Origin of the sequence: Streptomyces roseoverticillatus (genome assembly GCF_000719265.1) — a bacterium.
In the GTDB taxonomy this organism is placed as follows: domain Bacteria; phylum Actinomycetota; class Actinomycetes; order Streptomycetales; family Streptomycetaceae; genus Streptomyces; species Streptomyces roseoverticillatus.
In genome coordinates this window covers 136883-161187 of sequence record NZ_JOFL01000010.1, presented here as the reverse complement: position 1 = coordinate 161187, position 24305 = coordinate 136883, and the positions used below count along the sequence as shown (strand labels likewise).

Below are 24305 nucleotides of genomic sequence, written 5' to 3'. Positions count from 1 at the left end.
TGGCGAACATCGGGAGGAACTATTTCAGGCACAGTCCCCGTACCGAAAGTCGGGGATTGCCGCGACCGTGTAACAGGCGCCGTTGACCGATCCGAAACATACCCTGAGAGTGGTTACCGCCATGGATACGCACGGATCATGAGTATCCGGGCATCAGCCAGGTTGCGGACCGGCGCGGGGGGCCGTGATGACCATGGACCGGGGCGGGCGCCGAGTGCGTCCGGCGGAGCTGCTGCTGACTTCCATTGCCGCTGTGAGCTGGGCTTTTCTGGCCATGGCCGGGATCGCCGCGCTGGGGCTGCACCTGCTGGGCGCGGATGCGGCGGGCGCGCTCGGGCCGATGACGGCGGCGGCCGTCGTGCTGGCCGTAGGCGGATCCCTCATGCCTTCGGGCGATATTGAAGCATTCGGGCTGAAGGGCGCCGGGGCACACACCGCGATCGATATCGCGCCACTGGGAGTGAGCCTCGCCGGCGCCCTCCTGCTGGGAATGATCTTTGCGCAATCGTTGCGCAGGGCGGGTGCCACGATCAGCGCCGGGGAGCTCGCCGTACGGGCCGCCTCGGTGGTCGTGTTGTTTCTCTTCCTGCTCGCCGGCCTCGCCTGGGCCGGCGAGGACTCGATCACCTTCGACGGGAGCGGCCCGGGTCTCGGGGGCGGCGGGGGCGGGGGCGGCCCCAAGCTGGAGATCCCGGGAATCGGGGACGTCGGGGACATCGCGGGCGGACTGCCGGACCGGCTCACCGGCCTGGCGAACGCCAAGGCGGCCGTCGGCTTCAGCGTCCGGACCGGGCCCTCGCTGCTCGGCGGCGCGGTCTGGGTGCTGGGCGTGCTGCTGATCGCGGTGCTGGGCGCGCGGCGCGCGCCGCTCCCCCGCGGCTGGCACGTGCTGCACCGCGGGGTGCGGCCCGCCGTCTCGACGCTCTGCGCGGTGCTGGTCCTCGCGGTGGCGGCGGGCTTGGCCGCCGCGGCGTACGCGGCCGCCGGGGACGACGCGCCGAAGCGCGTCCTCGGGGCGGCGCTGCTCGGGGCGCCGAACGGGGTGTTCCTCGCGGTGCCGCTGGGGCTGTTCGTCTCCTGGCGCGGCACGGCCAGCGGCGCGCTCACCAAGGTGCTGCCCTCGCCGCTGGACGAGCTGCTCAGCGCGAGGGCCGACGAGCCGGTCACGCTGGGACGGCTGGCGGAGCTCGACGCGATGGTGTGGCTGCTGGCCGTGGCCTGCGCGCTGATGATGCTGTGCGTCGGGGTGCTCACCGCGGTCCGTACGCCGCGGGACGGCCTGGGGGTGACGGCGTTCGCCGCGCGCTGCGCCGTGGCCCTGGGGGTGGCGACCGCCGTGGCCCTGCCCCTGCTGGTGCTGGCGACCCGCGTGAAGGCGGACGCGAGCCTGTCGGTGCTGGGCTTCGACGTGTTCGGGGCGGGCCTGGAGCTGTCCGGCAACGCCCCGATGGCGCTGGCCCTGGGCGCCGCGTGGGGCGCCGCCGCCGGGGCCGTGGGCGGCGTCCTGGCGTGCGCGACGGGGACGGCGGGGCGGCGGGCGGTGGCCTTCGGGCCGGGGGCGGCCGCGGCGGCCCGCCCGGCCACGGAAGGCCCGGCGGGAGCGGCAGGAGCGGCAGGAGCGGCTCACCCGGGCTTCGCGGGGCCCCCGGGCCCGTACCGCCCCTCGCCGGGACGGCCCGCGCGGGACGACACCAACCCGTACAAGCGCCCGCTGCCGCCCGACGAGCGCTCCACCGCGCCGACGCAGACGGGCCGGCCGCTGCCGCCGCCCCGGCGGCCCCGGGGCAGTGGATACCGCTACGGCGCTCCCCCGCCCGAGGAGCCTCCGCCTCCGCCGCCCGGGCCGCCGCAGTGGCGGCGTTGACCGGGGTTCACGCGGAGTAAGCCGTGTCTTCGCCGTCCGCTCCCCGGGACACCTGTACGTATCGGCTGCGGGGCCCGATACGGTAAGAGGACCATGAGTGCATCGCAGACCCCGCCTGCCACCCCCGTCCCCGGCGACGACGAGCCGACTCTCCTCGTCAAGATCTTCGGGAAGGACCGGCCGGGCATCACCGCCGGGCTGTTCGACACGCTCGCCGCGTACGCCGTCGACGTCGTCGACATCGAGCAGGTCGTCACCCGGGGCCGGATAACTTTGTGCGCCCTGGTCACGGCGCCGGAGGGCGGCGGACACGCCGAGGGCGAGCTGCGGGCCACGGTGCACAGCTGGGCCGAGTCGATGCGGATGCAGGCGGAGATCATCTCGGGCCGGGGCGACAACCGTCCGCGCGGCACCGGCCGTTCCCACGTCACGGTGCTGGGGCACCCGCTCACGGCCGAGTCGACGGCGGCCATCGCGGCGCGGATCACCGGCACCGGCGGCAACATCGACCGCATCTTCCGGCTCGCCAAGTACCCCGTGACCGCCGTGGAATTCGCGGTGTCCGGCGCGGAGACCGAGAGGCTGCGCACCGCGCTCGCGCTGGAGGCGCACGAGCGCGGGGTGGACGTGGCGGTCGTCGCGGCGGGGCTGCAGCGCCGGGCGCAGCGCCTGATCGTGATGGACGTGGACTCCACGCTGATCCAGGACGAGGTCATCGAGCTGTTCGCGGCGCACGCGGGCTGCGAGGCCGAGGTCGCGGAGGTGACCGCGCGGGCGATGCGCGGCGAGCTGGACTTCGAGGAGTCGCTGCACGCCCGGGTGGCGCTGCTGGCGGGCCTGGACGAGTCCGTGGTGGACAAGGTGCGGGCGGAGGTGCGGCTGACGCCGGGCGCCCGGACCCTGATCCGCACCCTCAAGCGGCTCGGCTACCAGGTGGGCGTGGTCTCGGGCGGCTTCACACAGGTGACCGACGATCTGCAGGAGCGGCTCGGCCTGGACTTCGCCTCGGCGAACACCCTGGAGGTCGCCGACGGCAAGCTGACCGGACGGGTCACCGGGGAGATCGTGGACCGGGCGGGCAAGGCCCGGCTGCTGCGGCGGTTCGCCGCCGAGGCGGGGGTGCCGCTCGCGCAGACCGTGGCGATCGGCGACGGCGCGAACGACCTCGACATGCTCAACGCCGCGGGGCTGGGCGTGGCCTTCAACGCCAAGCCGGTGGTCCGGCAGGCCGCGCACACGGCGGTGAACGTCCCGTTCCTGGACACGGTGCTCTATCTGCTGGGCGTCACGCGCGAAGAGGTCGAGGCGGCGCGCACGCACGAGTAGCCTCCGGCGGATCGCGGTGCGTGCCGGTGCCGGTGGCTCCCCACCGGCTGCAGCCGGGCACGGCACCGCCGGTCTGCTGCGTCCTCATGCCTCGCCGTTGCGGCGGAGAGAAGATGCCCGCCGCAACGGCGAGGCACCACGGCGGCGAGGGTCCGGCGGAATGAGCGACGACCGGAATCGATGCACGCGTCTGATCCGCCGGACGGCCGCTACGCGTGGGGCGCCCAGAAGGCCACCAGCCGGCCGACGCCGTGCTCGACGGCCTTCCACGAGCCGGTGAAGGCCAGCACCGCGACGGCGGAGGTGGGGAAACCGGAGCGGTTCATCCGGGCCAGCAGATCGCCGTCGGCCTCGCCCGCCAGGGCGTCGGCCAGGGCGTGCATGCCGGGGTTGTGCCCGATCAGGACGAGGTCCTGGATCTCGTCGGAGACCTCGTTGAGCACGGCGATCAGCTCGCCGAGCGAGGCCTCGTACATCCGGTCCTCGTAGACCGTCCGGGGACGCTCGGGCAGCTCGGAGACGGCGAGCTTCCACGTCTCGCGGGTGCGGGCGGAGGTGGAGCAGAGGGCCAGGTCGGGGATGATGCCGGAACCGGCGAGCCAGCGGCCTGCGACCGGGGCGTCCTTGCGGCCGCGGTCGGCGAGGGGGCGTTCGTGGTCGTCGCCGTCGGACCATTCGGCTTTGGCGTGCCGGAGGATGACGATCCTGCGGGTCGGTTCGGAGCTCATGCCGTCCAGCTTCGCACGAAACCCACGGCGAGGCGCGGGGTGTTGGGGGCCTTGCACCCGAAGCGGCGCAAGCGCCCCGCGGGCCGTCACGCGGGGAGCTCGCCCAGCGCGAGCTGGACGAACGCGACCACGCGGGCGACGGCGCCCGCGCCGGCGGCGTCCGCCCCGGGGTCCGCCGAGGCGGGCGAGGCCAGGAGGGCGAAGAAGGCGGTGAAGGCCGCGACGGCGAGCGCGAGGGCCCACCACGGCAGGCCCGCCTGCGCCGTGCTGGTGGTCCGGGCCTTCGTGCCGGCGGACCCTTTCGTACCGGCGGGCATGGGATCGCCTCCGAGCGCTCTGTGCACCGCCGCGTCGCGGTGTACTACGAAGCTACGGAGAACGGGGGGCCGCTCCCATCCGGTGGACCACCCACTTGTCCCTGACCCAGGCCCCCTAGGGGACGGGGGGTTAGCCCCACCCCCGCATGGAGGCGGACCGCCAGGGCGGGCAGTCAGGGGACTGACCGCCAAGGGGCCAGGAGGCCGGGGATCCGGGGGTCAGGGGGTCAGGGGGAGAACACCGTCGCGATGACCGAGATGACCACGGTGATGCCGAGCATCGCGCCGAGGATCGTCAGCAGGGCCTTCTGGCCGTTCTTGGGGTTCGGATCGAGCACAGGCTGCATGCGGACCAGTGTCCCACCCCGGGCGCCCGTGGCCGAGGCCGGGGCGGGACGAGGCGGGACGGGCGCGCGTCGTCAGAGCTCGTCCTCGACGGTGCGGGCGCGCCCGGCCAGCACTCCCGCCACGACCTGAGGAACCATCAGTGCGGCCATGAGGGCGAGCGGCACGTCCCAGCCGCCGGTGCGCTCGTTGAGCCAGCCCACGAGCAGCGGCCCGGGGATGGAGATCAGATAGCCGGTGCTCTGGGCGAACGCCGACAGCCGCACCACGCCCCCGCCGGTGCGGGCGCGCATGCCGATCAGCGTCAGGGCGAGCGTGAAGGCGCTGTTGGACACGCCGAGCAGCACGGCCCAGAGCCAGGCGCCGGCGGCCGGGGCCAGCCACAGGCCCGCGTAGCCGGCCAGCCCGAAGCAGGCCAGGACGACGACCAGGACGCCCTGGTGGGGCAGGCGGGCGGCGAGGCGCGGCAACACGAAGGCGAGGGGCACGCCGGTCAGCATCGTGACGGCGCTCAGGACGCCCGCGGTGGAGGCCGGCACCCCGGCGTCGCGGAAGATCGCCGGCATCCAGCCCATGACGATGTAGGCGCCGGTGGCCTGGATGCCGAAGAAGATGCCGAGGGCCCAGGCGGTGGGACTGCGGGTGATGCTGGTGCGCGGGGCGTCCTGGGCGGCGGCCGCGGGTGCCGCGGCGCCGTCCGTACGGCCGCGGCGGGCGGCCACCAGCCAGAGGAGGCCGGCCGCGGCGGCGAGCAGCCCCCACGAGCCGAGGCCGAGGCGCCAGCTGTCGCCCATCGCGTCGGCGAGTGGCACGGTGGCGGCGGCCGCGCCCGCCGCGCCCGCGGCGATGGCCATCGAGTACAGGCCGGTCATCGGGCCGACCCGGTCGGGGAACCAGCGCCTGACGGCCAGCGGCATCAGGACGTTGCTGACGGCGATGCCCGCGAGCGCGAGCACGCTGAGGGCGAGGAAGCCGGGGACCCCGCCCGCGTACGGGCGCAGGGCGAGGCCCGCGGCTATCGCCGCCATGCCGGCGCAGACGACGGCGGCGGGACCGAAGCGGCGGGCCAGGCGCGGTGCGGCGAGGCCGAAGACGGCGAAGCAGAAGGCGGGCACGGACGTCAGCAGGCCGGCCACGGCCCCGCTCATGCCGAGGTCGGCCCGGACCTCCTTGAGGAGCGAGCCGAGGCTCGTGACGGCGGGGCGGAGGTTGAACGCGGCGAGGACGAGGCCCGCGACGAGGAGCGGAACGCCCCGGGCCCGGCCTGCTGAACCGGACCGGCCGGCGGGGGCGGGCGCGGACACGGAGGTGCCGGCTGCTCTGAGGTCTTCGTCTGCCGTGGGTGCCATGACGGCATCATAGATAGAATCATGGGATGAATGGAGGCTGTCGATGCCACTGAATTCCCCCAGGCGCTCCCGGCTCGTCGACCAGGTCATCGCCGAGCTGCGCGGCCAGATCACGTCCGGTGAGTGGCCCGTAGGCTCGCGCATCCCCACCGAGCCCGAGCTGGTCGAACAGCTCGGCGTGGCCCGCAACACCGTGCGCGAGGCGGTGCGCGCCCTCGCGCACAACGGCCTGCTGGACATCCGGCAGGGCTCCGGCACGTACGTCGCCGCGACCAGCGAGCTGGCCGGCGTGATGAACCGCCGCTTCGCCGACGCGGACCCGCTGCACGTGGCGGAGCTGCGCAGCGCCCTGGAGGCCTCGGCCGCCCGGCTCGCCGCGCGCCGCCGCACCGAGCAGGACCTGGTGCAGCTGGCCGTGCTGCTGGAGCGGCGCGAGGAGGCGTGGCGCTCGGGCGACGCGGAGCGGTTCGTGGAGGCGGACGCCACGCTGCACGCCGCCGTCGTCTCCGCCGCGCACAACGAGGTGATCTCCGAGGTGTACGCGGACCTCGGCGGGATGATGCGCGAGTTCCTGCGGGCGGACGTGGGGACGGCGCTGCGGCCCGAGGGGCTCGTGGATCACGGGCGGCTGGTCGCGGCCATCGAGGAGGGCGACGAGGAGACGGCGGGGGCTGAGGCGAGCGCGTATCCGTTCGGCTGCCGGGGCGTCGCCGGCGCCTGCTGAGCCCCGCGGCGTGCTACGGGTTCACGTGGCGCGGTGGGTCACCCAGGCGTGGCGTATGCCGAGCCAGCAGCGCTGCGTGAGGGAGACGTGCCCGGCGGGGCCGACGGCGGCCCGTGCGGTGTCCATGTCCGGGTCCCACCAGCGCACGCACTCGACGTGCAGCTGGACGTGGTCGGTGGTCGCGTTGCCGTTGAAGCAGTCGGCGGTGGCGTGGGAGCCGTGGACGCGGGTGCGGCACTCGGCGTGCCGGGGCCCGGCCGGAGCGGCGGGTGCCGCGGCGGCGGCCACCGGAGAGGCCGGGGCCGTGGAGCCGGCCAGGGCCGCGGCCGCGAACAGGAGCGCCGCGGTGCGGCGGAGCGGGGACCTCATGCGCGTACCTCCGCCCTTCAGTGTGCGGGGGCGGGCTCCGGCGCACGAGCCGGAAAAGCCCGGTGCCCGTTCCGGCGTAACGGAACGGGCACCGGGCGTGCGCTTCGAGATCGGGTGGCCCATCATGGGGCCGCCCCCGCGCCCGTAGGGGGCGCGGGGCAGTATCAATCTGCGGCTCCGTCGCGTGAGCGCGACCAGCCACGGACGATCCGCAGCCGACCGCACATCCGGCGGAGCGTTCAGGCAGCCTTGCGGAGCGCTCAGGCGCCCATCATGTGGACGCCGCCGTCCACGTGGACGATCTCGCCCGTCGTGCGCGGGAAGAAGTCCGACAGCAGGCCGACGACGCCGCGGCCGGCCGGCTCCGGGTCGGTGAGGTCCCAGCCGATGGGGGCGCGGTGGTTCCACACGTCCGCGAGCTCCTCGAAGCCCGGGATGGACTTGGCGGCCATCGACTTGAGGGGGCCGGCGGAGACCAGGTTGCAGCGGATGCCCTTGGGGCCGAGGTCACGGGCCAGGTAGCGGTTGGTCGACTCCAGGGCGGCCTTGGCCACGCCCATCCAGTCGTACTTCGGCCAGGCGATCTGCGCGTCGAACGTCAGGCCGACGACCGAGGCGCCCTCGCGCATCAGCGGCAGCAGGGCCATGGTCAGCGACTTGTAGGAGTACGCCGAGACCTGCACGGCCGTGGAGACGTCCTCCCAGGTGCCCTCGAGGAAGTTGAAGGCGCCCTGCGGGCCGAAGGCGATGGAGTGCACGATGCCGTCCAGCGGGACGTCGTCGCCCAGGTGCTCGCGCACCTTGCCGGCCAGCCCGTCCAGGTGCTCCTGGTTGGTGACGTCCAGCTCGATGACCGGGGCTTCCTTGGGGAGGCGCTTGGCGATGCGCTCGACCAGGGAGAGCCGGCCGAAGCCGGTCAGGATGACCTCGGCGCCCTCGTTCTGGGCGACCTTCGCGGCCTGGAAGGCGATCGACGCCTCCGTGAGGACGCCGGTGACCAGGATGCGCTTGCCTGCGAGGATTCCACTCATGTCGTTCAGTGACCCATGCCCAATCCGCCGTCGACAGGAATGACGGCTCCAGTGATGTATGCGGCCTCGTCGGAGGCGAGGAAGCGGACCGAGGCGGCGATCTCCTCGGGCTGCGCGTAGCGCGCGAGCGGAACCTGCTTGGTGATGCCCTCGCGCTGCTCGTCGCTGAGCACGCGGGTCATGTCGGTGTCGACGAAGCCGGGGGCGACGACGTTACAGGTGATGTTGCGGGAGCCCAGCTCGCGGGCGATCGAGCGGGCGAAGCCGACCAGGCCGGCCTTGGAGGCGGCGTAGTTGGCCTGGCCCGCGGAGCCGAGCAGGCCCACCACGGAGGAGATCAGCACGACGCGGCCCTTGCGGGCGCGCAGCATGCCCTTCGAGGCCCGCTTGACGACCCGGAAGGTGCCGGTGAGGTTGGTGTCCAGGACGGAGGTGAAGTCCTCCTCGGACATCCGCAGCAGCAGCTGGTCGCGGGTGACGCCGGCGTTGGCCACCAGCACCTCGACCGCGCCCTGCTTCTCCTCGATCTCCTTGTAGGCCTGCTCGACCTGCTCGGAGTCGGTGATGTCGCACTTGACGGGGAGGCACCCCAGGTCCAGGAGGGCGGCCGGCGGCTCACCCGAGCGGTAGGTGAAGGCGACCTTGTCGCCCGCCTCCGCGAAGGCGCGGGCGATGGCGAGGCCGATGCCCCGGTTTCCTCCGGTGACCAGAACCGAGCGGCTCAAAGGACCACCCTTCCTTCACGTGTAGCTGCCATTGGTCGTCTGTACCGTACGAAAACTATCGGGCCGCGGCGCACGGCGCGCAGCCCGCCCCTAACAGGAGCGCATGGCGGACCCTGTCGGGTCCCTACAGAAAACGGAGCCGCGCCGTGCGGCACGGCCCTTGGGGGACGCTTCCCGGAGTGCTCCCCGGTCCGCCCCTGAACTGCGCAAAAGGGCGCCCCCGGGCGCGGTGCGGCGTGGTTCACTGCGTCTTCGGGAGACATCGCACGCCTAGGGGAGGCCATCCGTGCCACATGAAATCGACGAGTCGTTCCTCGCGCTGCCGCTGCGGCAACTCGCCGACGCGGCCCTCGCGCGCGCCCGCGCGCTGGGGGCCGACCACGCGGACTTCCGCCTGGAGCGGGTGCGCAGCGCCTCCTGGCGGCTGAGGGACGCCCGGCCGGCGGGCACCTCGGACACCACCGACCTGGGGTACGCGGTGCGGGTGGTGCACGGCGGGAGCTGGGGGTTCGCGGCGGGCGTCGAGCTGACGATGGACGCGGCGGCGCGGGTGGCCGGGCAGGCCGTCGCGATGGCGAGGCTGTCGGCGAAGGTGATCGCGGCCGCCGGCTCGGACGAGCGCGTGGAGCTGGCGGCGGAGCCGGTGCACGCCGAGCGGACGTGGGTGTCGTCGTACGAGGTCAACCCCTTCGACGTGCCGGACGCCGAGAAGGGCGCGCTGCTCGCGGACTGGAGCGCGCGGCTGCTGGCGGCGGAGGGCGTGGCGCACGCGGACGCCTCCCTGCTGACCGTCCAGGAGAACAAGTTCTACGCCGACTCGGCGGGCACGACCACCACCCAGCAGCGCGTGCGGCTGCACCCGCAGCTGACGGCGGTCGCGGTCGACCCGGCCACCGGCGGCTTCGACGCGATGCGCACCCTCGCGCCCCCGGCCGGCCGCGGCTGGGAGTACGTGACGGGCACCGGCTGGGACTGGGACGCCGAGCTGGCGGAGATCCCGGAGCTGCTCGCCGAGAAGATGCGCGCGCCGGGCGTCGAGGCCGGCTCGTACGACCTGGTGGTCGACCCCTCCAACCTGTGGCTGACCATCCACGAGTCGGTCGGCCACGCCACCGAGCTGGACCGCGCGCTGGGCTACGAGGCGGCCTACGCGGGCACGTCCTTCGCGACCTTCGACCAGCTGGGCAAGCTGAAGTACGGCTCGGAGCTCATGAACGTGACGGGCGACCGGACCGCGGAGCACGGCCTCGCGACCATCGGCTACGACGACGAGGGCGTCGAGGCCCAGTCCTGGGACCTCGTCAAGGACGGCGTCCTGGTGGGCTACCAGCTGGACCGGCGCATCGCGAAGCTCACCGGCGCGGGCCGGTCCAACGGCTGCGCCTTCGCCGACTCCCCCTCCCACGTCCCGGTCCAGCGGATGGCCAACGTCTCGCTGCGGCCGGCGGCGGACGGGCCGTCGACGCAGGAGCTGATCTCCGGCGTGGAGCGCGGCATCTACGTGGTCGGCGACCGCTCCTGGTCGATCGACATGCAGCGGTACAACTTCCAGTTCACGCAGCAGCGGGCGTACGCGATCCGGAACGGGCGGCTGGCGGGGCAGCTGCGCGACGTGGCGTACCAGGCCACGACCACCGACTTCTGGGGTTCGATGACGGCCGTCGGCGGTCCGCAGACGTACGTCCTGGGCGGCGCGTTCAACTGCGGCAAGGCGCAGCCGGGCCAGATCGCGGCCGTCTCCCACGGCTGCCCCACGGCCCTCTTCGAGAACGTCAACATCTTGAACACCACTGAGGAGGCGGGTCAGTGAGCGGTCACCACGCAACCGGCCGGGGGTCCGGGGGTCGCCCCCCGGGAAAGCACAGTTTGAACACCACCGAGGAGGCCGGTCAGTGAGCCGTCGTCACCAGCCGCACGAGATCGTCGAGCGCGCCCTGGAGCTGTCCCGCACCGACGGCTGCATGGTGATCGCCAGCGAGCACTCCTCGGCCAACCTCCGCTGGGCGCGCAACGCGCTGACGACCAACGGCGTCACCCGCGGCCGTACGGTCACGGTGATCGCCACCGTCGACGGCGCCGAGGGCACCGCCTCGGGCGTCGTGTCGCGCTCGGCCGTGACGGCCGGGGAGCTGGAGCCGCTGGTGCGGGCCGCCGAGGCCGCCGCGCGCGAGGCCGGGCCGGCCGAGGACGCCCAGCCGCTGGTGACGGGCGTGCCGCACTCCCCCGGCTTCACCGCCGCGCCCGCCGAGACCTCCTCCTCCGTCTTCGACGGCTTCGCGCCCGCGCTCGGCGAGTCCTTCGCCGGGGCGCGCGCCGCGGGACGCGAGCTGTACGGCTTCGCCCTGCACGAGGTCTCCTCGCACTACCTGGGCACGTCCGCCGGGCTGCGGCTGCGCCACGACCAGCCGACCGGCACCCTGGAGCTCAACGCCAAGTCGCCGGACGGCGTGCGTTCGGCGTGGGCGGGCCGGTCCACCCGGGACTTCACGGACGTGGACCCGCAGGCGCTGGACGCCGAGCTGGCGCGGCGCCTCGCGTGGGCCGAGCGGAAGATCGAGCTGCCGGCCGGGCGGTACGAGACGCTGCTGCCGCCGACGGCCGTGGCGGACCTGCTCGTCTACCAGATGTGGTCGGCCGCCGCGCGCGACGCCGCCGAGGGCCGGACGGTGTTCTCGAAGACCGGGGGCGGCACCCGTGTCGGGGAGAAGCTGTCCCCGCTGCCGCTGACGCTGCGCAGCGATCCGCGGGCGGCGGGCCTGGAGTGCGCGCCGTTCGTGCTCACGGCTTCCTCGGGGGACGACGCGTCGGTCTTCGACAACGGCCTGCCGCTGGGCCGGGTGGACTGGATCCGTGACGGCGTGCTGGAGCACCTGGTCACCACGCGGCACTCCGCCGGGCTCACGGACCTGCCGGTCACCCCGGGCGTGGACAACCTGATCCTGGACGCGGGCGGCACGCGCTCGCTGGAGGAGATGGTCGCGGCCACCGAGCGTGGTCTGCTGCTGACGTCGCTGTGGTACATCCGCGAGGTCGACCCGGCGTCGCTGCTGCTGACGGGGCTGACCCGGGACGGCGTCTATCTCGTGGAGAACGGCGAGGTCGTCGGCGAGGTCAACAACTTCCGCTTCAACGAGTCCCCGGTGTCGCTGCTGTCGCGCGCCACCGAGGCGGGCCGCACCGAGCCGACGCTGCCGCGCGAGTGGGGCGACTACTTCACCCGGGCGTCGGCGCCCGCCCTGCGGGTGCCGGACTTCAACATGAGCTCGGTGAGCCGGGGGGTGTGACGGCCGGGGGTGTGACAGCGGGGGCGCGGTACCGGTCCGAATAGACTGGTCCGCGTCCACCCGTCCCCCTCTCTCCTTCTGCGTTCCACCGCGTCCCCGGACGCGGGGCTTTTCTTCTTCGTCTCTTCTTCGTCCCATCGACCCCAGGAATGTCATGACACGCCTCGGCGAATCCGTCGCCCGCGCCGGCGAGCTCCTCGCGCAGGACCTCTCCTCCGACCAGACCGTCCAGCGGCTGCTCCAGGAGACGGGCTCGCGGCGCTATCTCGATCTGACGGATCTGTCGGCGAAGGAGCAGGCCGAGCTGATCGCCGCCCGCACCGTCGAGGTGCTGCCGGGCGTGGACAAGCTGGCCGAGCGGATCGAGAAGCGGCGCGCGGAGGGCAAGGGCCTGAAGCTGAAGCTGGGCATCGACCCGACGGCGGCCGACGTCCACCTGGGCCACGCCGTGCCGGTGATCATCCTCAGCCGCTTCCAGCGCATGGGCCACGACGTCACCCTCCTCATCGGTGACTTCACGGCCAAGATCGGCGACCCGACGGGCCGCACGGCCGAGCGCCCGCCGCTGACAGACGAGGACATCGCGAAGAACCTCGCGGGCTACCGCGAGCAGGTCCGCCCGTTCTTCGACTTCGAGAAGGTCACGTTCGTCCAGAACAGCTCCTGGCTGGCCCCGTACACCTTCCCGGAGCTGCTCGGCCTGCTGTCGCAGGTGCCGGTCTCGCAGCTGCTGCAGCGCGAGGACTTCCGCAACCGCCTGGCGGCGGGCTCGGGCCTGACGATGTCGGAGCTGCTGTACCCGATCGCCCAGGGCCTGGACTCGGTCGCGCTCGACTGCGACGTGGAGCTGGGCGGCGCCGACCAGCTGCTGAATCTGCAGATGGGCCGCAAGCTCATGGAGCTGAAGGGCCAGACGCCGCAGCTCGTCGTCACCATGCCGCTGATCGAGGGCACGGACGGCACGGGCGCGAAGATGTCCAAGTCCAAGGGCAACTACGTGGGCCTGACCGCGCCCGCCGACGACGTCTTCGGCAAGATCATGTCGGTGCCGGACCGGCTGATGGAGCCGTACCTGAAGGCGTGGACCGAGTGGACGGACGAGGAGATCGCCCTCGCGCTGTCCCGGGTCGGGGAGCGCTCGCTGCACCCGATGGACCTCAAGAAGATCCTCGCGGGTGAGGTCGTGACGGCGCTGTACGGGATCGAGGCGGCGATGGCGGCCCGGGCCGGGTTCGTCGCGCAGTTCTCGAAGAAGAGCTTCTCCGACGTGGAGACGCCCGTGGTGGAGCTCGCCGAGCACGGCGGCTCGCCGGCGACGGCGGTGCTCAGCCAGGTCCTGGGCTTCCAGCCGTCCGCCTCGGCGGCCCGCCGGGTCGCCAAGCAGAACGGCCTGCGCCTCGTGGTCGAGACGGACGGCGGCCAGGAGGCCGTCGTGCTGGCCGAGGCCGACGCGATCCGCCCGCTGGGCGAGGTCGTGACGGAGACGGTCGCGAAGGTCGCCGGGGCCGGGAAGGTCTACCTCAAGGCCGGCCGGAAGATCGCCGAGCTGCGGTAGGGAACCCGCCGCGCTCCGGTCCGGGGCGGTCCGTGCGCGAGAACGCGTGCGGGCCGCCCCGGCGCCGTTACGGCGCGTGGTCCCCCGCCGTCACGCCGCGTGTCTGCCGCCGCTCTTGTTGCCGCCGCGGACCGCGACCCACAGCCGGTCGCCGATGCCGACGACGAGGACGGCGCCGGCCAGCTGCAGCAGGTGCCGGCCCCAGTCGATGCCCCTGGTCTCGTTGATGCCGAGCCCCGTGGCCGCCCAGTTGCCGAGCAGGCTGCCGATCATGCCCAGGATGATCGTCAACCACAGGGGGATCTGCTGTTTGCCCGGCAGGATGGCCTTGGCGATCAGGCCCAGGACAAGTCCGACGATGATGGCCCACAACCAGCTCATGTCGCCTCCTCAGCGGCGCGATGTGCCGTGCCCCGCCATTCTGGGGCCGTCGTCCGTACGGCGCACGCCGGAGCGGTCCGTCCGCCGCCGTACGGGCTTGCCCTACGCAGCCGCAGGTGGGAACGGGGACGCCCGGGGACCCGCTCTCGTACCCGGCGGCCACGCGGCGTAACGTGGAGGGTGTCCCGGCGAGGGCGTGCGGGCGCAGCGGATCAGGTGGTGGAACGTGATGCGGAAGCAGGGCGGGGCGGCGGTCTTCAGGATCACCGGTGCCCGTCAGGGCCTGGCGGAGGACGTGCGCGGCCGCCAGCGGCGCTACGTCATCTCGATGGCGATCCGCACCCTGTCGGTGGTGCTCACCGTGGTGCTGTGGAACGTCGAGCGCTATGTGGCGATCGGCACGCTGATCCTGGGTGCCGCGCTGCCGTACGTGGCGGTCGTGATCGCCAACGCGGGGCGGGAGAACGCCCCTTCGCTGCCCGGCACGTTCGTACCGGCCCCGACACGGCCGGCGCTGATGCCGGGTCCCGGTGAGGGGATGGCGGAATCCGTCCCGGAAGCCGGCCGTGGCCCCGAGGGTGATCAAGGGCGTGACCACGGCTGATACGCCGTGGGGGCGCGGCGGGCGAGGGCGCGCGCCGCAAAGCTCAAGAAAACCTCAGATCAATCATGTGGTTTCAGTGCCGCACGCCGGGCACCCCGTGACATACTTCCTAAGCGCTCCGCATCCCCCGTCGGAGCGACAGACCGACGCCGGGCGGCTCCCCCCGTGGCTGCCCGGCGTCGCCGTGTCTGCACACGGTTCGTAGAGTCTGGGGTGTGACTTCCCCCGATGACGCCGTGATCTGTTCCGCCAAGGGCTGCCGTGCCCCCGCCGTCTGGGTGCTGGCGTGGAACAACCCCAAGCTGCACACGCCGGACCGCCGCAAGACGTGGCTCGCGTGCGACGAGCACCGCGAGCACCTGTCCAACTTCCTCGGGCTGCGGGGCTTCCTGAAGGACGTGGTGACGCTGGCGGAGTGGGAGGCCTCACCGCGGGCGTAGGCCTCCCGAAGGCCCGGGCCGGGCGGGCCGGCCCGCTCAGCCTCCGATGGCGGACATGGGCCGCTGCGGCTGCAGGAAGGACGGGTCGTCCAGGCCCGAGCCCGCCTTCTTGCCCCGCATGGCCTGCTTCCAGCGCTCGGCGAGCTCGTCGTCCGTGGCGCCGGAGCGCAGCGCGGCGCGCAGGTCGGACTCCTCGCGCGCGAAGAGGCAGTTGCGGATCTGCCCGTCGGCGGTGAGCCGGGTGCGGTCGCAGGCTCCGCAGAAGGGGCGGGTGACGGAGGCGATGACGCCGACCCGGCCGGGCCCGCCGTCGACGAGCCAGCGTTCGGCGGGGGCGGCGCCGCGCTCGTCGGCGTCCTCGGGGGTGAGGGTGAAGCGGGTGCGCAGGCTCGCGAGGATGTCCGCCGCGGTGATCATGCCGTCGCGGCGCCACCCGTGCTGGGCGTCGAGGGGCATCTGCTCGATGAAGCGCAGTTCGTAGCCGTGGTCGAGGGCCCAGGCCAGCAGGCCGGGGGCCTCGTCGTCGTTGAGGCCGGGCATCAGGACGGCGTTGATCTTCACGGGCGCGAGGCCGGCGGCGCGGGCCGCGGCGAGGCCGTCGAGGACGTCCTGGTGGCGCTTGCGGCGGGTCAGCCGCTGGAAGACGTCGGGCCGCAGCGTGTCGAGGGAGACGTTGACGCGGTCGAGGCCGGCGGCCGCGAGGGCCGGGGCGGTGCGCGCCAGGCCTATGCCGTTGGTGGTGAGGGATATCCGGGGGCGCGGCCGGAGGGCTGCGCAGCGCTCGACGAGGGAGACGAGGCCGGGGCGCAGCAGGGGCTCGCCGCCGGTGAACCGGACCTCGGTGATGCCGAGCCGGGTCACGGCGATGCCGACGAGGCGGACGATCTCGTCGTCGGTGAGCAGGTCGGGCTTGGCGAGCCACTGGAGGCCCTCTTCGGGCATGCAGTAGGTGCAGCGCAGGTTGCAGCGGTCGGTCAGGGAGACGCGCAGGTCGGTGGCGACGCGCCCGTAGGTGTCGATGAGCACGTTGCGGCCCCTCCCGGCGGACTTGAACGTTCATTCGCTGTGCGCAGCGTACGCGATGGCCGGGGGCGCGGCTGGTTTCGGGGCTCCGTCCCGGACCCGGGTCCTCGAACGCCGGACGGGCTGGTTTCAGCCCGTCCGGCGTTCGGCTGTGGGATGTCGCAGGGGCCGGGAAGGAGCCTCAGTGCGCTCCGTGTCCCGTGAGGGAGCGGACTTCGAGTTCGGCGTACTTGGCGTCCGCGTCCGGCTCCGGCTCGGAGAGCAGCGAGCCGAGCCAGCCCAGCAGGAAGCCGAGCGGGATGGAGACCAGGCCGGGGTTGCCGAGCGGGAAGTAGTCGAAGCTCATGCCGGGGAAGAGGGCCTTCTCGTTGCCGGAGACCACCGGGGAGAAGATCACCAGGCCGACGGACGAGATCAGTCCGCCGTAGATCGACCACAGGGCTCCCTGGGTGGCGAAGCGCTTCCAGAAGAGGCTGTAGAGGATGGTCGGGAGGTTGGCGGAGGCCGCGACGGCGAAGGCGAGGGCCACGACGGCGGCGGCGTTGAGCCGGTGGGCGAAGATGCTCAGGGCGATGGCGACGGCGCCGATGACGACGGCGGCGCACTTGGCGGTGAGCAGCTCCTCCTTCTCGCTGGTCTTCCCCTTGCGGATGACGTTGGCCCACAGGTCGTGGGCGAATGAGGCCGAGGAGGCGAGGGTGAGGCCCGCGACCACGGCGAGGATCGTCGCGAAGGCGACCGCGGAGATCACGGCGAGGAGGACGGCGCCGCCGGTGGAGCCGGCGCCGCCGCCGACCTCCTGGGCGAGCAGCGGGGCGGCGGTGTTGCCGGAGGGGTCGGAGGCGGTGATGGACTTGGAGCCCACGAGGGCGGCGGCGCCGAAGCCCAGCGCGATGGTCATCAGGTAGAAGGCGCCGATGATGCCGATGGCCCAGTTCACGGACTTGCGGGCGGCCTTGGCGGTGGGCACGGTGTAGAAGCGGATGAGGATGTGCGGCAGGCCGGCGGTGCCCAGGACGAGGGCGAGGCCGAGCGAGATGAAGTTGAGCTTGGTGGTGCCGTCCTTGCCGTACAGCAGGCCCGGTTCGAGGAAGGCCTTGCCCTTGCCGCTCTCCTCGGCGGCGCGCCCGAGCAGGGTGGAGACGTTCCAGCCCACCTTGTTGAGGACGAGGACGGTGATCAGCAGGGTGCCGAGGATGAGCAGGACCGCCTTGACGATCTGCACCCACGTGGTGCCCTTCATGCCGCCGATGGTCACGTAGAGGACCATCACCAGGCCGACCAGGCCGATGATCCAGCGCCGTGATCCCTCGCCCGAGGCGCCGAGCAGCAGCGCCACGAGGGCGCCGGCGCCGATCATCTGCGCGAGCAGGTAGAAGATCGAGACGACGATGGTGGAGGTGCCGGCGGCGGTCCGGACGGGCCGCTGCTTGAGCCGGTAGGCGAGGGCGTCGGCCATGGTGAAGCGGCCGGAGTTGCGCAGCGGCTCGGCGACGAGCAGCAGGGCCACCAGCCAGGCGACGAGGAAGCCGATGGAGTAGAGGAAGCCGTCGTACCCGTAGAGGGCGATGGCGCCCGCGATGCCCAGGAAGGACGCGGCGGACATGTAATCGCCGGAGATGGCGAGGCCGTTCTGGAAGCCGGTGAAGGAGCGGCCGCCGGCGTAGAAGTCGGTGGCGTCCTTGGTCTGCCGGCCGGCCCAGACGGTGATGGCGAGGGTGGCGGCGACGAAGACGGAGAAGAGCGTGATGATCAGGGTGCGGTGCTCGCTCGCGGCGCCGGCCGCGAGCGGGATCCCGGTGTGCAGGGCACTGGAGATGCCGGCCATGACGGTCACTCCCCCGCTTCCAGGCGGGCCCGCAGGGCCTCGGCCTTCGGGTCGAGCTTCGCCGCCGCATGCCGCGAGTACCACCAGGCGATCAGGAAGGTGGTGAGGAACTGGGCCAGACCGAGGACGAACGCGACGTTGATGTTGCCCAGGACCGTGCTGCCCATGAAGTCGCCCGCGTAGTTGGAGAGCAGGACGTACAGCAGGTACCAGGAGACGAAGGCAAGGGTGAGCGGGAAGGCGAACGAGCGCTGCGCGCGGCGGAGTTCGCCGAACTCGGCGCTCGACTGCACCTCGCTGAAACGGTTGGCCACGCCGGCGGGCGCGGCGGTTGCGGTGGCGTCCGGGCCGTCGGGTTCGTCCGGCCCCTCAGTGGTGACTGGTGCGGTGTCCACGGTCTCTCCTGACAAGGGGGGTGTGAGGCGCGAGCCGATGGCTTGTGATCCGGATCACGCATCGTAGAGGCAGGTCGCAGTATGCGACAGGGGGGAGGCCCGGAATTCGGCAGCAGCCGCGGGCCGGGGCGACACCGCCCGCCCGCGGCCTCGTTGACCCTGGTGTGAGCGATGCGCCTCCTCCTCCCCCGCCGTCCCCCGGTCGACGACCGTTCGGGATCGTCAGGTTGACGGCGCCCATAGCGGCGGTGCCGACGGGCCGGTCCGTGCCCCTCCCGAGGGCGGGCCGCTGGTACGGGCCCCGGGTGCCGCTGCCGCCGCTGAGCATCGACGCGCTGCGCGACAGCGACCTCGCTCCCTGACCCCGCGCCCGGGTCCGGGGCCCCGCTCCGGCCCCTCCGCGAGCCTTCCGGCCCCTCCCCTCGGAGCCGGACGCTCCCCTTCCGAATTCCCCCTGCCCCAGGGCAATTTGCTGCCTGACGGCAACTGTCAGGGCGTTTGTTCCGGAATGCATTGCCCGGTGCCATGATCGGCGCTAGCTTCACTCGTCATGTACCCGCCCGCGCGCGGCTTGCGCTGCGGCGGTTTTCGGATGATGTGGAGAACCCATGGCTCATCTGCGTTCAAGACGGCACGCGCTGCTCGCCGTTCCCGTCGGTCTCGCCCTCACCGCCTCGCTCGGCCTCCTGCCGGGGGTGGCCGCCGCCGCACCGCAGGCGAAGCCGGCCGCCACGGACGGCCCCCTGCTGTCGTACGTGGTGAACGCCTCCGCCGACCGCGCCACCGTGGCCAAGGTGAAGAAGGCCGTCGCCGCGGCCGGCGGCAGCGTCGTGACCGCCTACGAGCGGATAGGCGTGGTCGTCGCCCACTCCAAGAACCCGGACTTCGCCGCGACGCTGCGCGCGGTCCCCGGCGTGCAGTCCGCGGGCGCCACCCGCACGGCGCCGATCGTCCCGGCCGCCACGACCGACGTCGGCAAGCCCGAGAAGGTGAAGCTGCCCAAGGCGAGCGCCGCGGCGGCGGCCCGGCAGTCCGCCGGCGGGGCCGAGCCCCTGGAAGGCCTGCAGTGGGACCTGCCCGCCATCAAGGCGGACCAGGCCGCGAAGGTCAACCCGGGCAGCCGCAAGGTCACCGTCGGCGTCATCGACACGGGCGTGGACGACACCCACCCGGACCTCGCCCCGAACTTCTCCCCGGCCCAGTCGGCGAGCTGCGTCAGCGGCAAGGCCGACACCACGCCCGGCGCCTGGCGCCCGTACGACCCGGCCAAGGACTACCACGGCACGCACGTCGCCGGCACGATAGCCGCGGCCCGCAACGGCGTCGGCATCGCGGGCGTCGCCCCGAACGTCAAGGTCTCGGCGCTCAAGGTCTCCAACAAGGACAGCCTGTTCTACGCGGAGAGCGTGGTCTGCGCCTTCGTCTTCGCCGCCGAGCACGGCATAGCGGTGACGAACAACAGCTACTACGTCGACCCGTGGATGTTCAACTGCGCCGACGACCCCGACCAGAAGGCGATAGCCGAGTCGGTGGCCCGCGCGGCGAAGTACGCCCAGGACAAGGGCACGGTCAACGTCGCCTCGGCCGGCAACTCCAACTTCGACCTGGCCGCCAAGGAGATCGCCGACGACTCCAGCCCGAACGACAAGGGCCGCCCGGCGCAGAAGCGCAAGATCGACCCGTCCGTCTGCCTCGACGTCCCGGCGCAGCTGCCCGGCGTGGTCACCGTCTCGGCGACCGGCGCGAAGGGCCAGAAGTCGTACTACTCCAACTACGGCCTGGGCCAGATCGACGTGGCGGCTCCCGGCGGCGACAAGTACCAGGTCCCGGACCTGCCCGGGAAGGACGGCCGCATCCTCTCCACGCTGCCCGGCGGCGACTGGGGCTTCCTGCAGGGCACCTCGATGGCGGGTCCGCACGTGGCCGGCGTGGCGGCGCTGCTGAAGAGCGCGCACCCCAAGTCGTCCCCGCAGGAGATCCAGTGGCTCCTCAAGGCGCAGGCCGACAACCCCGGCTGCCCGACGGCCCCGTACGACGGTGACGGCGACGGCAAGGTGGACGCCGTCTGCACCGGCACGAAGCCCGTCAACGGCTTCTACGGCTACGGCATCGTCGACGCCCTGGACGCGGTGCGCTGACGCCGGCGCTCGTCCGAGGAGGGGCCGGGCGTCCGCCCGGCCCCTTCCGCGCTGCGCAGAAGCCCCTCGGCGAGCAGGAGCTGCGCGCCGATGTAGGTGAGCATCACCCAGAACTGGGCGGCGGGCGCCTGGGGCCAGCCGGCGACGCCGGTGGCGATCAGGGTGTCCGACACGACGAACAGCGCCCCGCCCGCCGCGGCGAGCGGCAGCGTACGGGTCGCGCACAGTGCCATCGTGACGAGCAGCAGGCTGTAGAGCGCGACGGGCACCCGCAGCCCGGCCTCCAGGCCGGGCCACAGCAGCGCGACGGTGACGAGCCAGGCCGCCCCGTAGCCGGCGGCCAGCCGGCGGGTGCGGGCGCCGCCGGGGCTGCCGTGCCGCGAGCACAGCACGAGGTAGCAGCCGTGCCCGGCGGCGAACGACGCCATGCCGAGCAGGAACGGCAGATCCCCGCCGATCTGCAGGAGCACGTCGCCGCCGCATCCGAACAGCAGCGCCACGGCGAGCAGCCGCGGCCCGCCGCGCGTGAGGACGTACGCCGCGAGCAGGGGCATCAGGGCGGGCTTGGTGACGAGCGCGACGGCGGACCCGGCCAGCAGGGCGCCGAGGTGGGCGAGGGCGACGGCACCGAAGAGGACGGGGAAGGCGCGGGAGGGGCTCACGCGGCGTGCTCGTGCGCGGGAACGGCCTCGGCGGCCGTGACGGGCGCTTCCTCCCGGGGCGCCGGCTGCCAGCCCGGCCCGCGGAACACCCTCCCCAGCCGCTCCCGCCAGTCACGCGCGGCGCGCAGGTCGCGGGCGATCGCGGCGTACTCGTGGGTGGCGACGCGCAGCGGGTTGTGCGTGTCGATGTTCTTGGTCAGCCCGTACACCGGCTTCTCGCCCTCGGGCACGAAGGAGCCGAACATCCGGTCCCAGACGATGAGGATCCCGCCGTAGTTGCGGTCCAGGTATCCGCCCTGGGAGGCGTGGTGGACGCGGTGGTGGGAGGCCGTGTTCAGGACGTACTCGAACGGCCCGGGCAGCTTCCCGACCCGCTCGGTGTGCACCCAGAACTGGTAGACGAGGTTGGCCGACGAGCAGAAGGCCAGCGCGGCCGGGTGCACGCCCGCGGCGATCATCGGCAGGTAGAACGGCCACACGGTCAGCGTCGTCCAGGGCTGGCGCAGCGCGGTGGTGAGGTTGAACTTCCGGCTGGAGTGGTGCACCACGTGGCAGGCCCACAAGATCCTGATGACGTGGTGCCCGCGGTGCGACCAGTAGTAGAAGAAGTCCTGCACGAGCAGCATCAGCGGGAGCGTCCACCACAGCACGGGGACGCGCAGCGGCGTGAGCTCGTAGAGGGCGGTGTAGGCGGCGACGATCGGAATCTTCCACAGCGCGTCGAAGACGAGGCTGCCGGCGCCCATTCCGATACTGGTCGCCGCGTCCTTGGTCGCGTAGCCCGCGTCGCCCGTCTCCTCGGCGGGGCGCAGCCGGTAGCTCACCAGCTCCAGTGCGGTGAGCAGGAGGAAGGCGGGTATGGACCACAGCACGACATCGGGAAGGTGCGGCATGGGCGCACGATAGGCGCGTCATCAGGCGTGCCGCTAGGGGTAGTTACCCTTCGGTATCGAATTGTGTTACCGGAGGTTCGGGGAGGGGGAGCACGGGGTGGTGGCTCTGCCGCGCGGTCGGGAGGACATCGGACATTCCCGTCGGCCCGCAGCTCACCGAGCTCACTCTCTCCGGTGACGCTCGTTCCATCGCGCTTGACGGCCTCGACCGGCGGCCCGGCCTCTCCCCGCCCCTCCGGCCGAGCTGCCGGCCCTCACCACACTCCGCTTGACGGCCTGCGGCACCACAGGAACGGAGCCCGTCGGCCTGACCCCCGCGGCCCCGCTCGAACGCCTCACCATCACGGTCCGGCACACCACTCGCATCCGTGGCGCGGAACTCTTCCCACCCGGACGCCTCGCCCCGGACTCCCCGCCCGCTCCGGTAGCTGTCAGTGCGCCCCCGTATTCTTTCTGACCATGCTCGAAGACCAGACCGCAGCCGCTGCTCCGACTCCGTGGCCGGCCGCGTACCCCGAGGGGTACGCGGTCGTCGACGTGGAGACCACCGGGCTCGCCCGGGACGACCGGATAGTGTCCGCGGCGGTCTACCAGCTGGACGCCCGCGGCGGGGTCGAGGACCACTGGTACACGCTGGTCAACCCCGAGCGCGACCCGGGGCCCGTGTGGATCCACGGGCTGACGACCTCCGTGCTCTCTTCCGCGCCGCTCTTCCCCGAGATCGCGGACGAGTTCGCCAAGCGCCTCGAAGGCCGCGTCCTCGTGGCGCACAACGCCGCCTTCGACTGGTCGATGATCGCCCGCGAGTACGCCCGCGCCCAGGTGACCGCGCCCGTCCGGCAGCGGCTGTGCACCATCGCGCTCTCCAAGGAGCTGCAGCTTCCGCTGCCCAACCACAAGCTGGAGTCGCTCGCCGCCCACTACGGCGTCGTGCAGGAGCGCGCCCACCACGCGCTCGACGACGCCCGCGTGCTCGCCGAGGCTTTCCGGCCGAGCCTGCACCTCGCCGCCGAGGCCGATCTGCGGCTGCCGCTGCTCGCCTGCCAGCCGCTCACGGAGTGGTCCGACGGGCCGGCAAACCCCCGCCCTGCGGGATATATCGGGAATCAGCGCTCGTACAGCACGCCCGGCTCCTGGCGGCCGAGCCGTAAGCGCCCCGCCTGCCCGTACCCCAACCCCGGGCGATACAAAGAGGGCGAACAGCTCATTCAGGGCATGCGGGTGGCCTTCTCCGGCGACACCTCCATCGACCGCGAGCTGCTGGAGGACCGCGCCATCGAGGCGGGGCTGCACATCGCGACCAGCATCTCCCGCCTCACCAGCGTGCTGGTCACCAACGACCCCGACTCCCCCACGACCAAGACCACCAAGGCCCGCTCCTTCGGCACGCCGGTGATCGACGAGGCCGCCTTCGTCCAGTTGCTCTCCCACGTGGTGCCCGCCCCCGCCTCCTGACGGGAGCCACCCACTGCACCCGGGGCGAACCGGGCCAGGTACCGTCAAATACGTGTACCGCTTCCTGTTGTCCCGGCAGTGGGTGATCCTCACCCTCGTGGGGCTCGTCCTCATCCCGGTGATGATCAAACTGGGCTTCTGGCAGTTCCACCGCCACGAGCACCGGGTCGCGCGCAACGACTTCGTCGCCCGCAGTCTCGCCGCCGACCCGGTGCCGGTGACCGAGCTGTCCGCGCCCGGCAAGGACGTCTCCGACGACGTCTGGCGCCGGGTCACCGCGAGCGGCACCTTCGACACCAAGGGCGAGGTCGTCGTCCGGCTGCGGACCGACGCCGACGGCAAGTCCGGCTACATGGTCCTCAGCCCCCTCCTCCTGACCGACAAGGCCGACGGACCGGCCGTCCTCGTCAACCGCGGCTGGATCCCCTCCACCGGCGACCTGACGAAGTTCCCCGAGGTCCCCGCCCCGCCCTCCGGCAAGGTCACCGTCACCGGCCGGCTGCGCGCCGACGAGACCGACTCCAGCGGCATCAAGGACACCCGCGGCCTGCCGCCCCGTCAGGTCATGCGCATCAACAGCGAGCGCCAGGCGCAGTCCCTGCACCGCCCCGTCCTCGGCGGCTACATCGAGCTCACCGACCCGGACCCGGGCACCAAGGGCCCCGAGCCCGTGGCGGCCCCCGACCACGACAGCATCGGCCCCCACATGGCCTACGCCGTCCAGTGGTGGCTCTTCGCCGCCTTCGTGCCCGTCGGCTGGATCATCCTCGTCCGCCGCGAGCGCCGCGACCGCGCCGCCGGAACCGCCTCCACCGCGCCCGCCGTGCAACCGGACGTAGCCCGTACAGCCGCCACCCCCGAGTAGCCTT

At 72.8% G+C, this 24305-nt stretch carries 25 protein-coding genes; 12 read left to right on the top strand and 13 right to left on the bottom strand.

Annotation, left to right across the window (positions count from 1 at the left end; genetic code table 11):
* Positions 1 to 187 precede the first annotated feature (187 nt).
* Complete coding sequence (locus IF61_RS0114055; RefSeq protein WP_030366700.1) at positions 188 to 1864, top strand: streptophobe family protein; 1677 nt, start codon at positions 188 to 190, stop codon at positions 1862 to 1864.
* Positions 1865 to 1957: 93 nt separating this feature from the next.
* Positions 1958 to 3190, top strand: coding sequence for a phosphoserine phosphatase SerB (gene serB / locus IF61_RS0114050; protein WP_030366699.1), 1233 nt, complete (start codon positions 1958 to 1960; stop codon positions 3188 to 3190).
* A 209-nt stretch (positions 3191 to 3399) separates the two neighbouring features.
* Here the strand turns inward: serB and IF61_RS0114045 are convergent, their stop codons facing one another.
* From IF61_RS0114045 to IF61_RS0114030, 4 genes are all read right to left on the bottom strand, one after another.
* Positions 3400 to 3918 (bottom strand): SixA phosphatase family protein, encoded by a 519-nt coding sequence (locus IF61_RS0114045; protein ID WP_030366698.1) that lies wholly within the window; start codon positions 3916 to 3918, stop codon positions 3400 to 3402.
* A gap of 86 nt (positions 3919 to 4004) precedes the next feature.
* Positions 4005 to 4235, bottom strand: coding sequence for a hypothetical protein (locus IF61_RS0114040; RefSeq protein ID WP_030366697.1), 231 nt, complete (start codon positions 4233 to 4235; stop codon positions 4005 to 4007).
* Between the two features lie 227 nt (positions 4236 to 4462).
* Positions 4463 to 4582 (bottom strand): SGM_5486 family transporter-associated protein, encoded by a 120-nt coding sequence (locus tag IF61_RS37460; protein ID WP_268829820.1) that lies wholly within the window; start codon positions 4580 to 4582, stop codon positions 4463 to 4465.
* Between the two features lie 72 nt (positions 4583 to 4654).
* On the bottom strand, positions 4655 to 5929 hold the full coding sequence (locus IF61_RS0114030) for a CynX/NimT family MFS transporter (RefSeq protein ID WP_078660197.1): 1275 nt from the start codon (positions 5927 to 5929) through the stop codon (positions 4655 to 4657).
* Between the two features lie 43 nt (positions 5930 to 5972).
* Here IF61_RS0114030 and IF61_RS0114025 point away from each other — a divergent pair, with 43 nt between their 5' ends.
* Positions 5973 to 6653: a FadR/GntR family transcriptional regulator gene (locus IF61_RS0114025; protein WP_030366719.1), complete on the top strand. Its 681-nt coding sequence runs from the start codon at positions 5973 to 5975 to the stop codon at positions 6651 to 6653.
* Positions 6654 to 6674: 21 nt separating this feature from the next.
* Here IF61_RS0114025 and IF61_RS0114020 read toward each other — a convergent pair whose 3' ends face one another.
* The 3 genes from IF61_RS0114020 to fabG form a co-directional block, all read right to left on the bottom strand.
* Positions 6675 to 7022 (bottom strand): hypothetical protein, encoded by a 348-nt coding sequence (locus IF61_RS0114020; protein WP_030366695.1) that lies wholly within the window; start codon positions 7020 to 7022, stop codon positions 6675 to 6677.
* A gap of 260 nt (positions 7023 to 7282) precedes the next feature.
* Positions 7283 to 8053, bottom strand: coding sequence for an enoyl-ACP reductase FabI (gene fabI / locus IF61_RS0114015; protein ID WP_030366694.1), 771 nt, complete (start codon positions 8051 to 8053; stop codon positions 7283 to 7285).
* 5 nt (positions 8054 to 8058) lie between these two features.
* A complete protein-coding gene (gene fabG / locus IF61_RS0114010; RefSeq protein ID WP_030366693.1) occupies positions 8059 to 8778 on the bottom strand; it encodes a 3-oxoacyl-[acyl-carrier-protein] reductase in 720 nt (239 codons plus the stop codon).
* 286 nt (positions 8779 to 9064) lie between these two features.
* Between fabG and IF61_RS0114005 the strand changes: the two genes are divergently transcribed.
* The 3 genes from IF61_RS0114005 to tyrS all read left to right on the top strand — a co-directional run bounded on the left by IF61_RS0114005 (position 9065) and on the right by tyrS (position 13617).
* Complete coding sequence (locus tag IF61_RS0114005) at positions 9065 to 10588, top strand: TldD/PmbA family protein (protein WP_030366692.1); 1524 nt, start codon at positions 9065 to 9067, stop codon at positions 10586 to 10588.
* An 82-nt stretch (positions 10589 to 10670) separates the two neighbouring features.
* Positions 10671 to 12062, top strand: a complete 1392-nt coding sequence (locus IF61_RS0114000) for a metallopeptidase TldD-related protein (protein ID WP_030366691.1) — start codon at positions 10671 to 10673, stop codon at positions 12060 to 12062.
* Positions 12063 to 12216: 154 nt separating this feature from the next.
* A complete protein-coding gene (tyrS, locus tag IF61_RS0113995; RefSeq protein WP_030366690.1) occupies positions 12217 to 13617 on the top strand; it encodes a tyrosine--tRNA ligase in 1401 nt (466 codons plus the stop codon).
* Positions 13618 to 13707: 90 nt separating this feature from the next.
* On the opposite strand, the gene IF61_RS0113990 is transcribed toward tyrS, so the two are convergent.
* Positions 13708 to 13998, bottom strand: a complete 291-nt coding sequence (locus IF61_RS0113990; RefSeq protein WP_030366689.1) for a GlsB/YeaQ/YmgE family stress response membrane protein — start codon at positions 13996 to 13998, stop codon at positions 13708 to 13710.
* A 229-nt stretch (positions 13999 to 14227) separates the two neighbouring features.
* On the opposite strand from IF61_RS0113990, the gene IF61_RS0113985 reads away from it, so the two are divergent.
* The gene (locus IF61_RS0113985) at positions 14228 to 14602 is read left to right on the top strand and encodes a DUF3099 domain-containing protein (RefSeq protein WP_030366688.1); all 375 of its coding nucleotides are present in this window, start codon (positions 14228 to 14230) and stop codon (positions 14600 to 14602) included.
* 215 nt (positions 14603 to 14817) lie between these two features.
* Positions 14818 to 15042, top strand: a complete 225-nt coding sequence (locus IF61_RS0113980; RefSeq protein ID WP_030366687.1) for a hypothetical protein — start codon at positions 14818 to 14820, stop codon at positions 15040 to 15042.
* A 36-nt stretch (positions 15043 to 15078) separates the two neighbouring features.
* On the opposite strand, the gene moaA is transcribed toward IF61_RS0113980, so the two are convergent.
* The 3 genes from moaA to IF61_RS0113965 form a co-directional block, all read right to left on the bottom strand.
* Positions 15079 to 16068, bottom strand: a complete 990-nt coding sequence (gene moaA / locus IF61_RS0113975; protein WP_030366686.1) for a GTP 3',8-cyclase MoaA — start codon at positions 16066 to 16068, stop codon at positions 15079 to 15081.
* 178 nt (positions 16069 to 16246) lie between these two features.
* Complete coding sequence (locus IF61_RS0113970; RefSeq protein ID WP_030366685.1) at positions 16247 to 17893, bottom strand: solute symporter family protein; 1647 nt, start codon at positions 17891 to 17893, stop codon at positions 16247 to 16249.
* A gap of 5 nt (positions 17894 to 17898) precedes the next feature.
* A complete protein-coding gene (locus IF61_RS0113965) occupies positions 17899 to 18288 on the bottom strand; it encodes a DUF485 domain-containing protein (protein WP_078660196.1) in 390 nt (129 codons plus the stop codon).
* A 227-nt stretch (positions 18289 to 18515) separates the two neighbouring features.
* Here IF61_RS0113965 and IF61_RS37455 point away from each other — a divergent pair, with 227 nt between their 5' ends.
* Together IF61_RS37455 and IF61_RS0113960 are read left to right on the top strand one after the other, a co-directional pair.
* A complete protein-coding gene (locus IF61_RS37455) occupies positions 18516 to 18650 on the top strand; it encodes a hypothetical protein (RefSeq protein ID WP_267470822.1) in 135 nt (44 codons plus the stop codon).
* Positions 18651 to 18896: 246 nt separating this feature from the next.
* Positions 18897 to 20426 (top strand): S8 family peptidase, encoded by a 1530-nt coding sequence (locus tag IF61_RS0113960; RefSeq protein WP_030366683.1) that lies wholly within the window; start codon positions 18897 to 18899, stop codon positions 20424 to 20426.
* Here IF61_RS0113960 and IF61_RS0113955 read toward each other — a convergent pair.
* Both IF61_RS0113955 and IF61_RS0113950 read right to left on the bottom strand, forming a co-directional pair.
* Positions 20390 to 21088 carry a lysoplasmalogenase gene (locus tag IF61_RS0113955; RefSeq protein WP_043189085.1) on the bottom strand — a complete coding sequence of 233 codons (699 nt, stop codon included), beginning with the start codon at positions 21086 to 21088 and terminating at the stop codon, positions 20390 to 20392. The genes IF61_RS0113960 and IF61_RS0113955 overlap by 37 nt on opposite strands.
* A complete protein-coding gene (locus IF61_RS0113950) occupies positions 21085 to 21981 on the bottom strand; it encodes a sterol desaturase family protein (protein WP_030366681.1) in 897 nt (298 codons plus the stop codon). The genes IF61_RS0113955 and IF61_RS0113950 overlap by 4 nt, the downstream gene beginning before the upstream one ends.
* 459 nt (positions 21982 to 22440) lie before the next feature.
* Between IF61_RS0113950 and IF61_RS0113945 the strand changes: the two genes are divergently transcribed.
* Both IF61_RS0113945 and IF61_RS0113940 read left to right on the top strand, forming a co-directional pair.
* Positions 22441 to 23436, top strand: coding sequence for a DEDDh family exonuclease (locus IF61_RS0113945; protein WP_030366680.1), 996 nt, complete (start codon positions 22441 to 22443; stop codon positions 23434 to 23436).
* A gap of 52 nt (positions 23437 to 23488) precedes the next feature.
* Complete coding sequence (locus tag IF61_RS0113940) at positions 23489 to 24301, top strand: SURF1 family cytochrome oxidase biogenesis protein (protein ID WP_052392683.1); 813 nt, start codon at positions 23489 to 23491, stop codon at positions 24299 to 24301.
* The last annotated feature ends 4 nt before the right edge of the window (positions 24302 to 24305 follow it).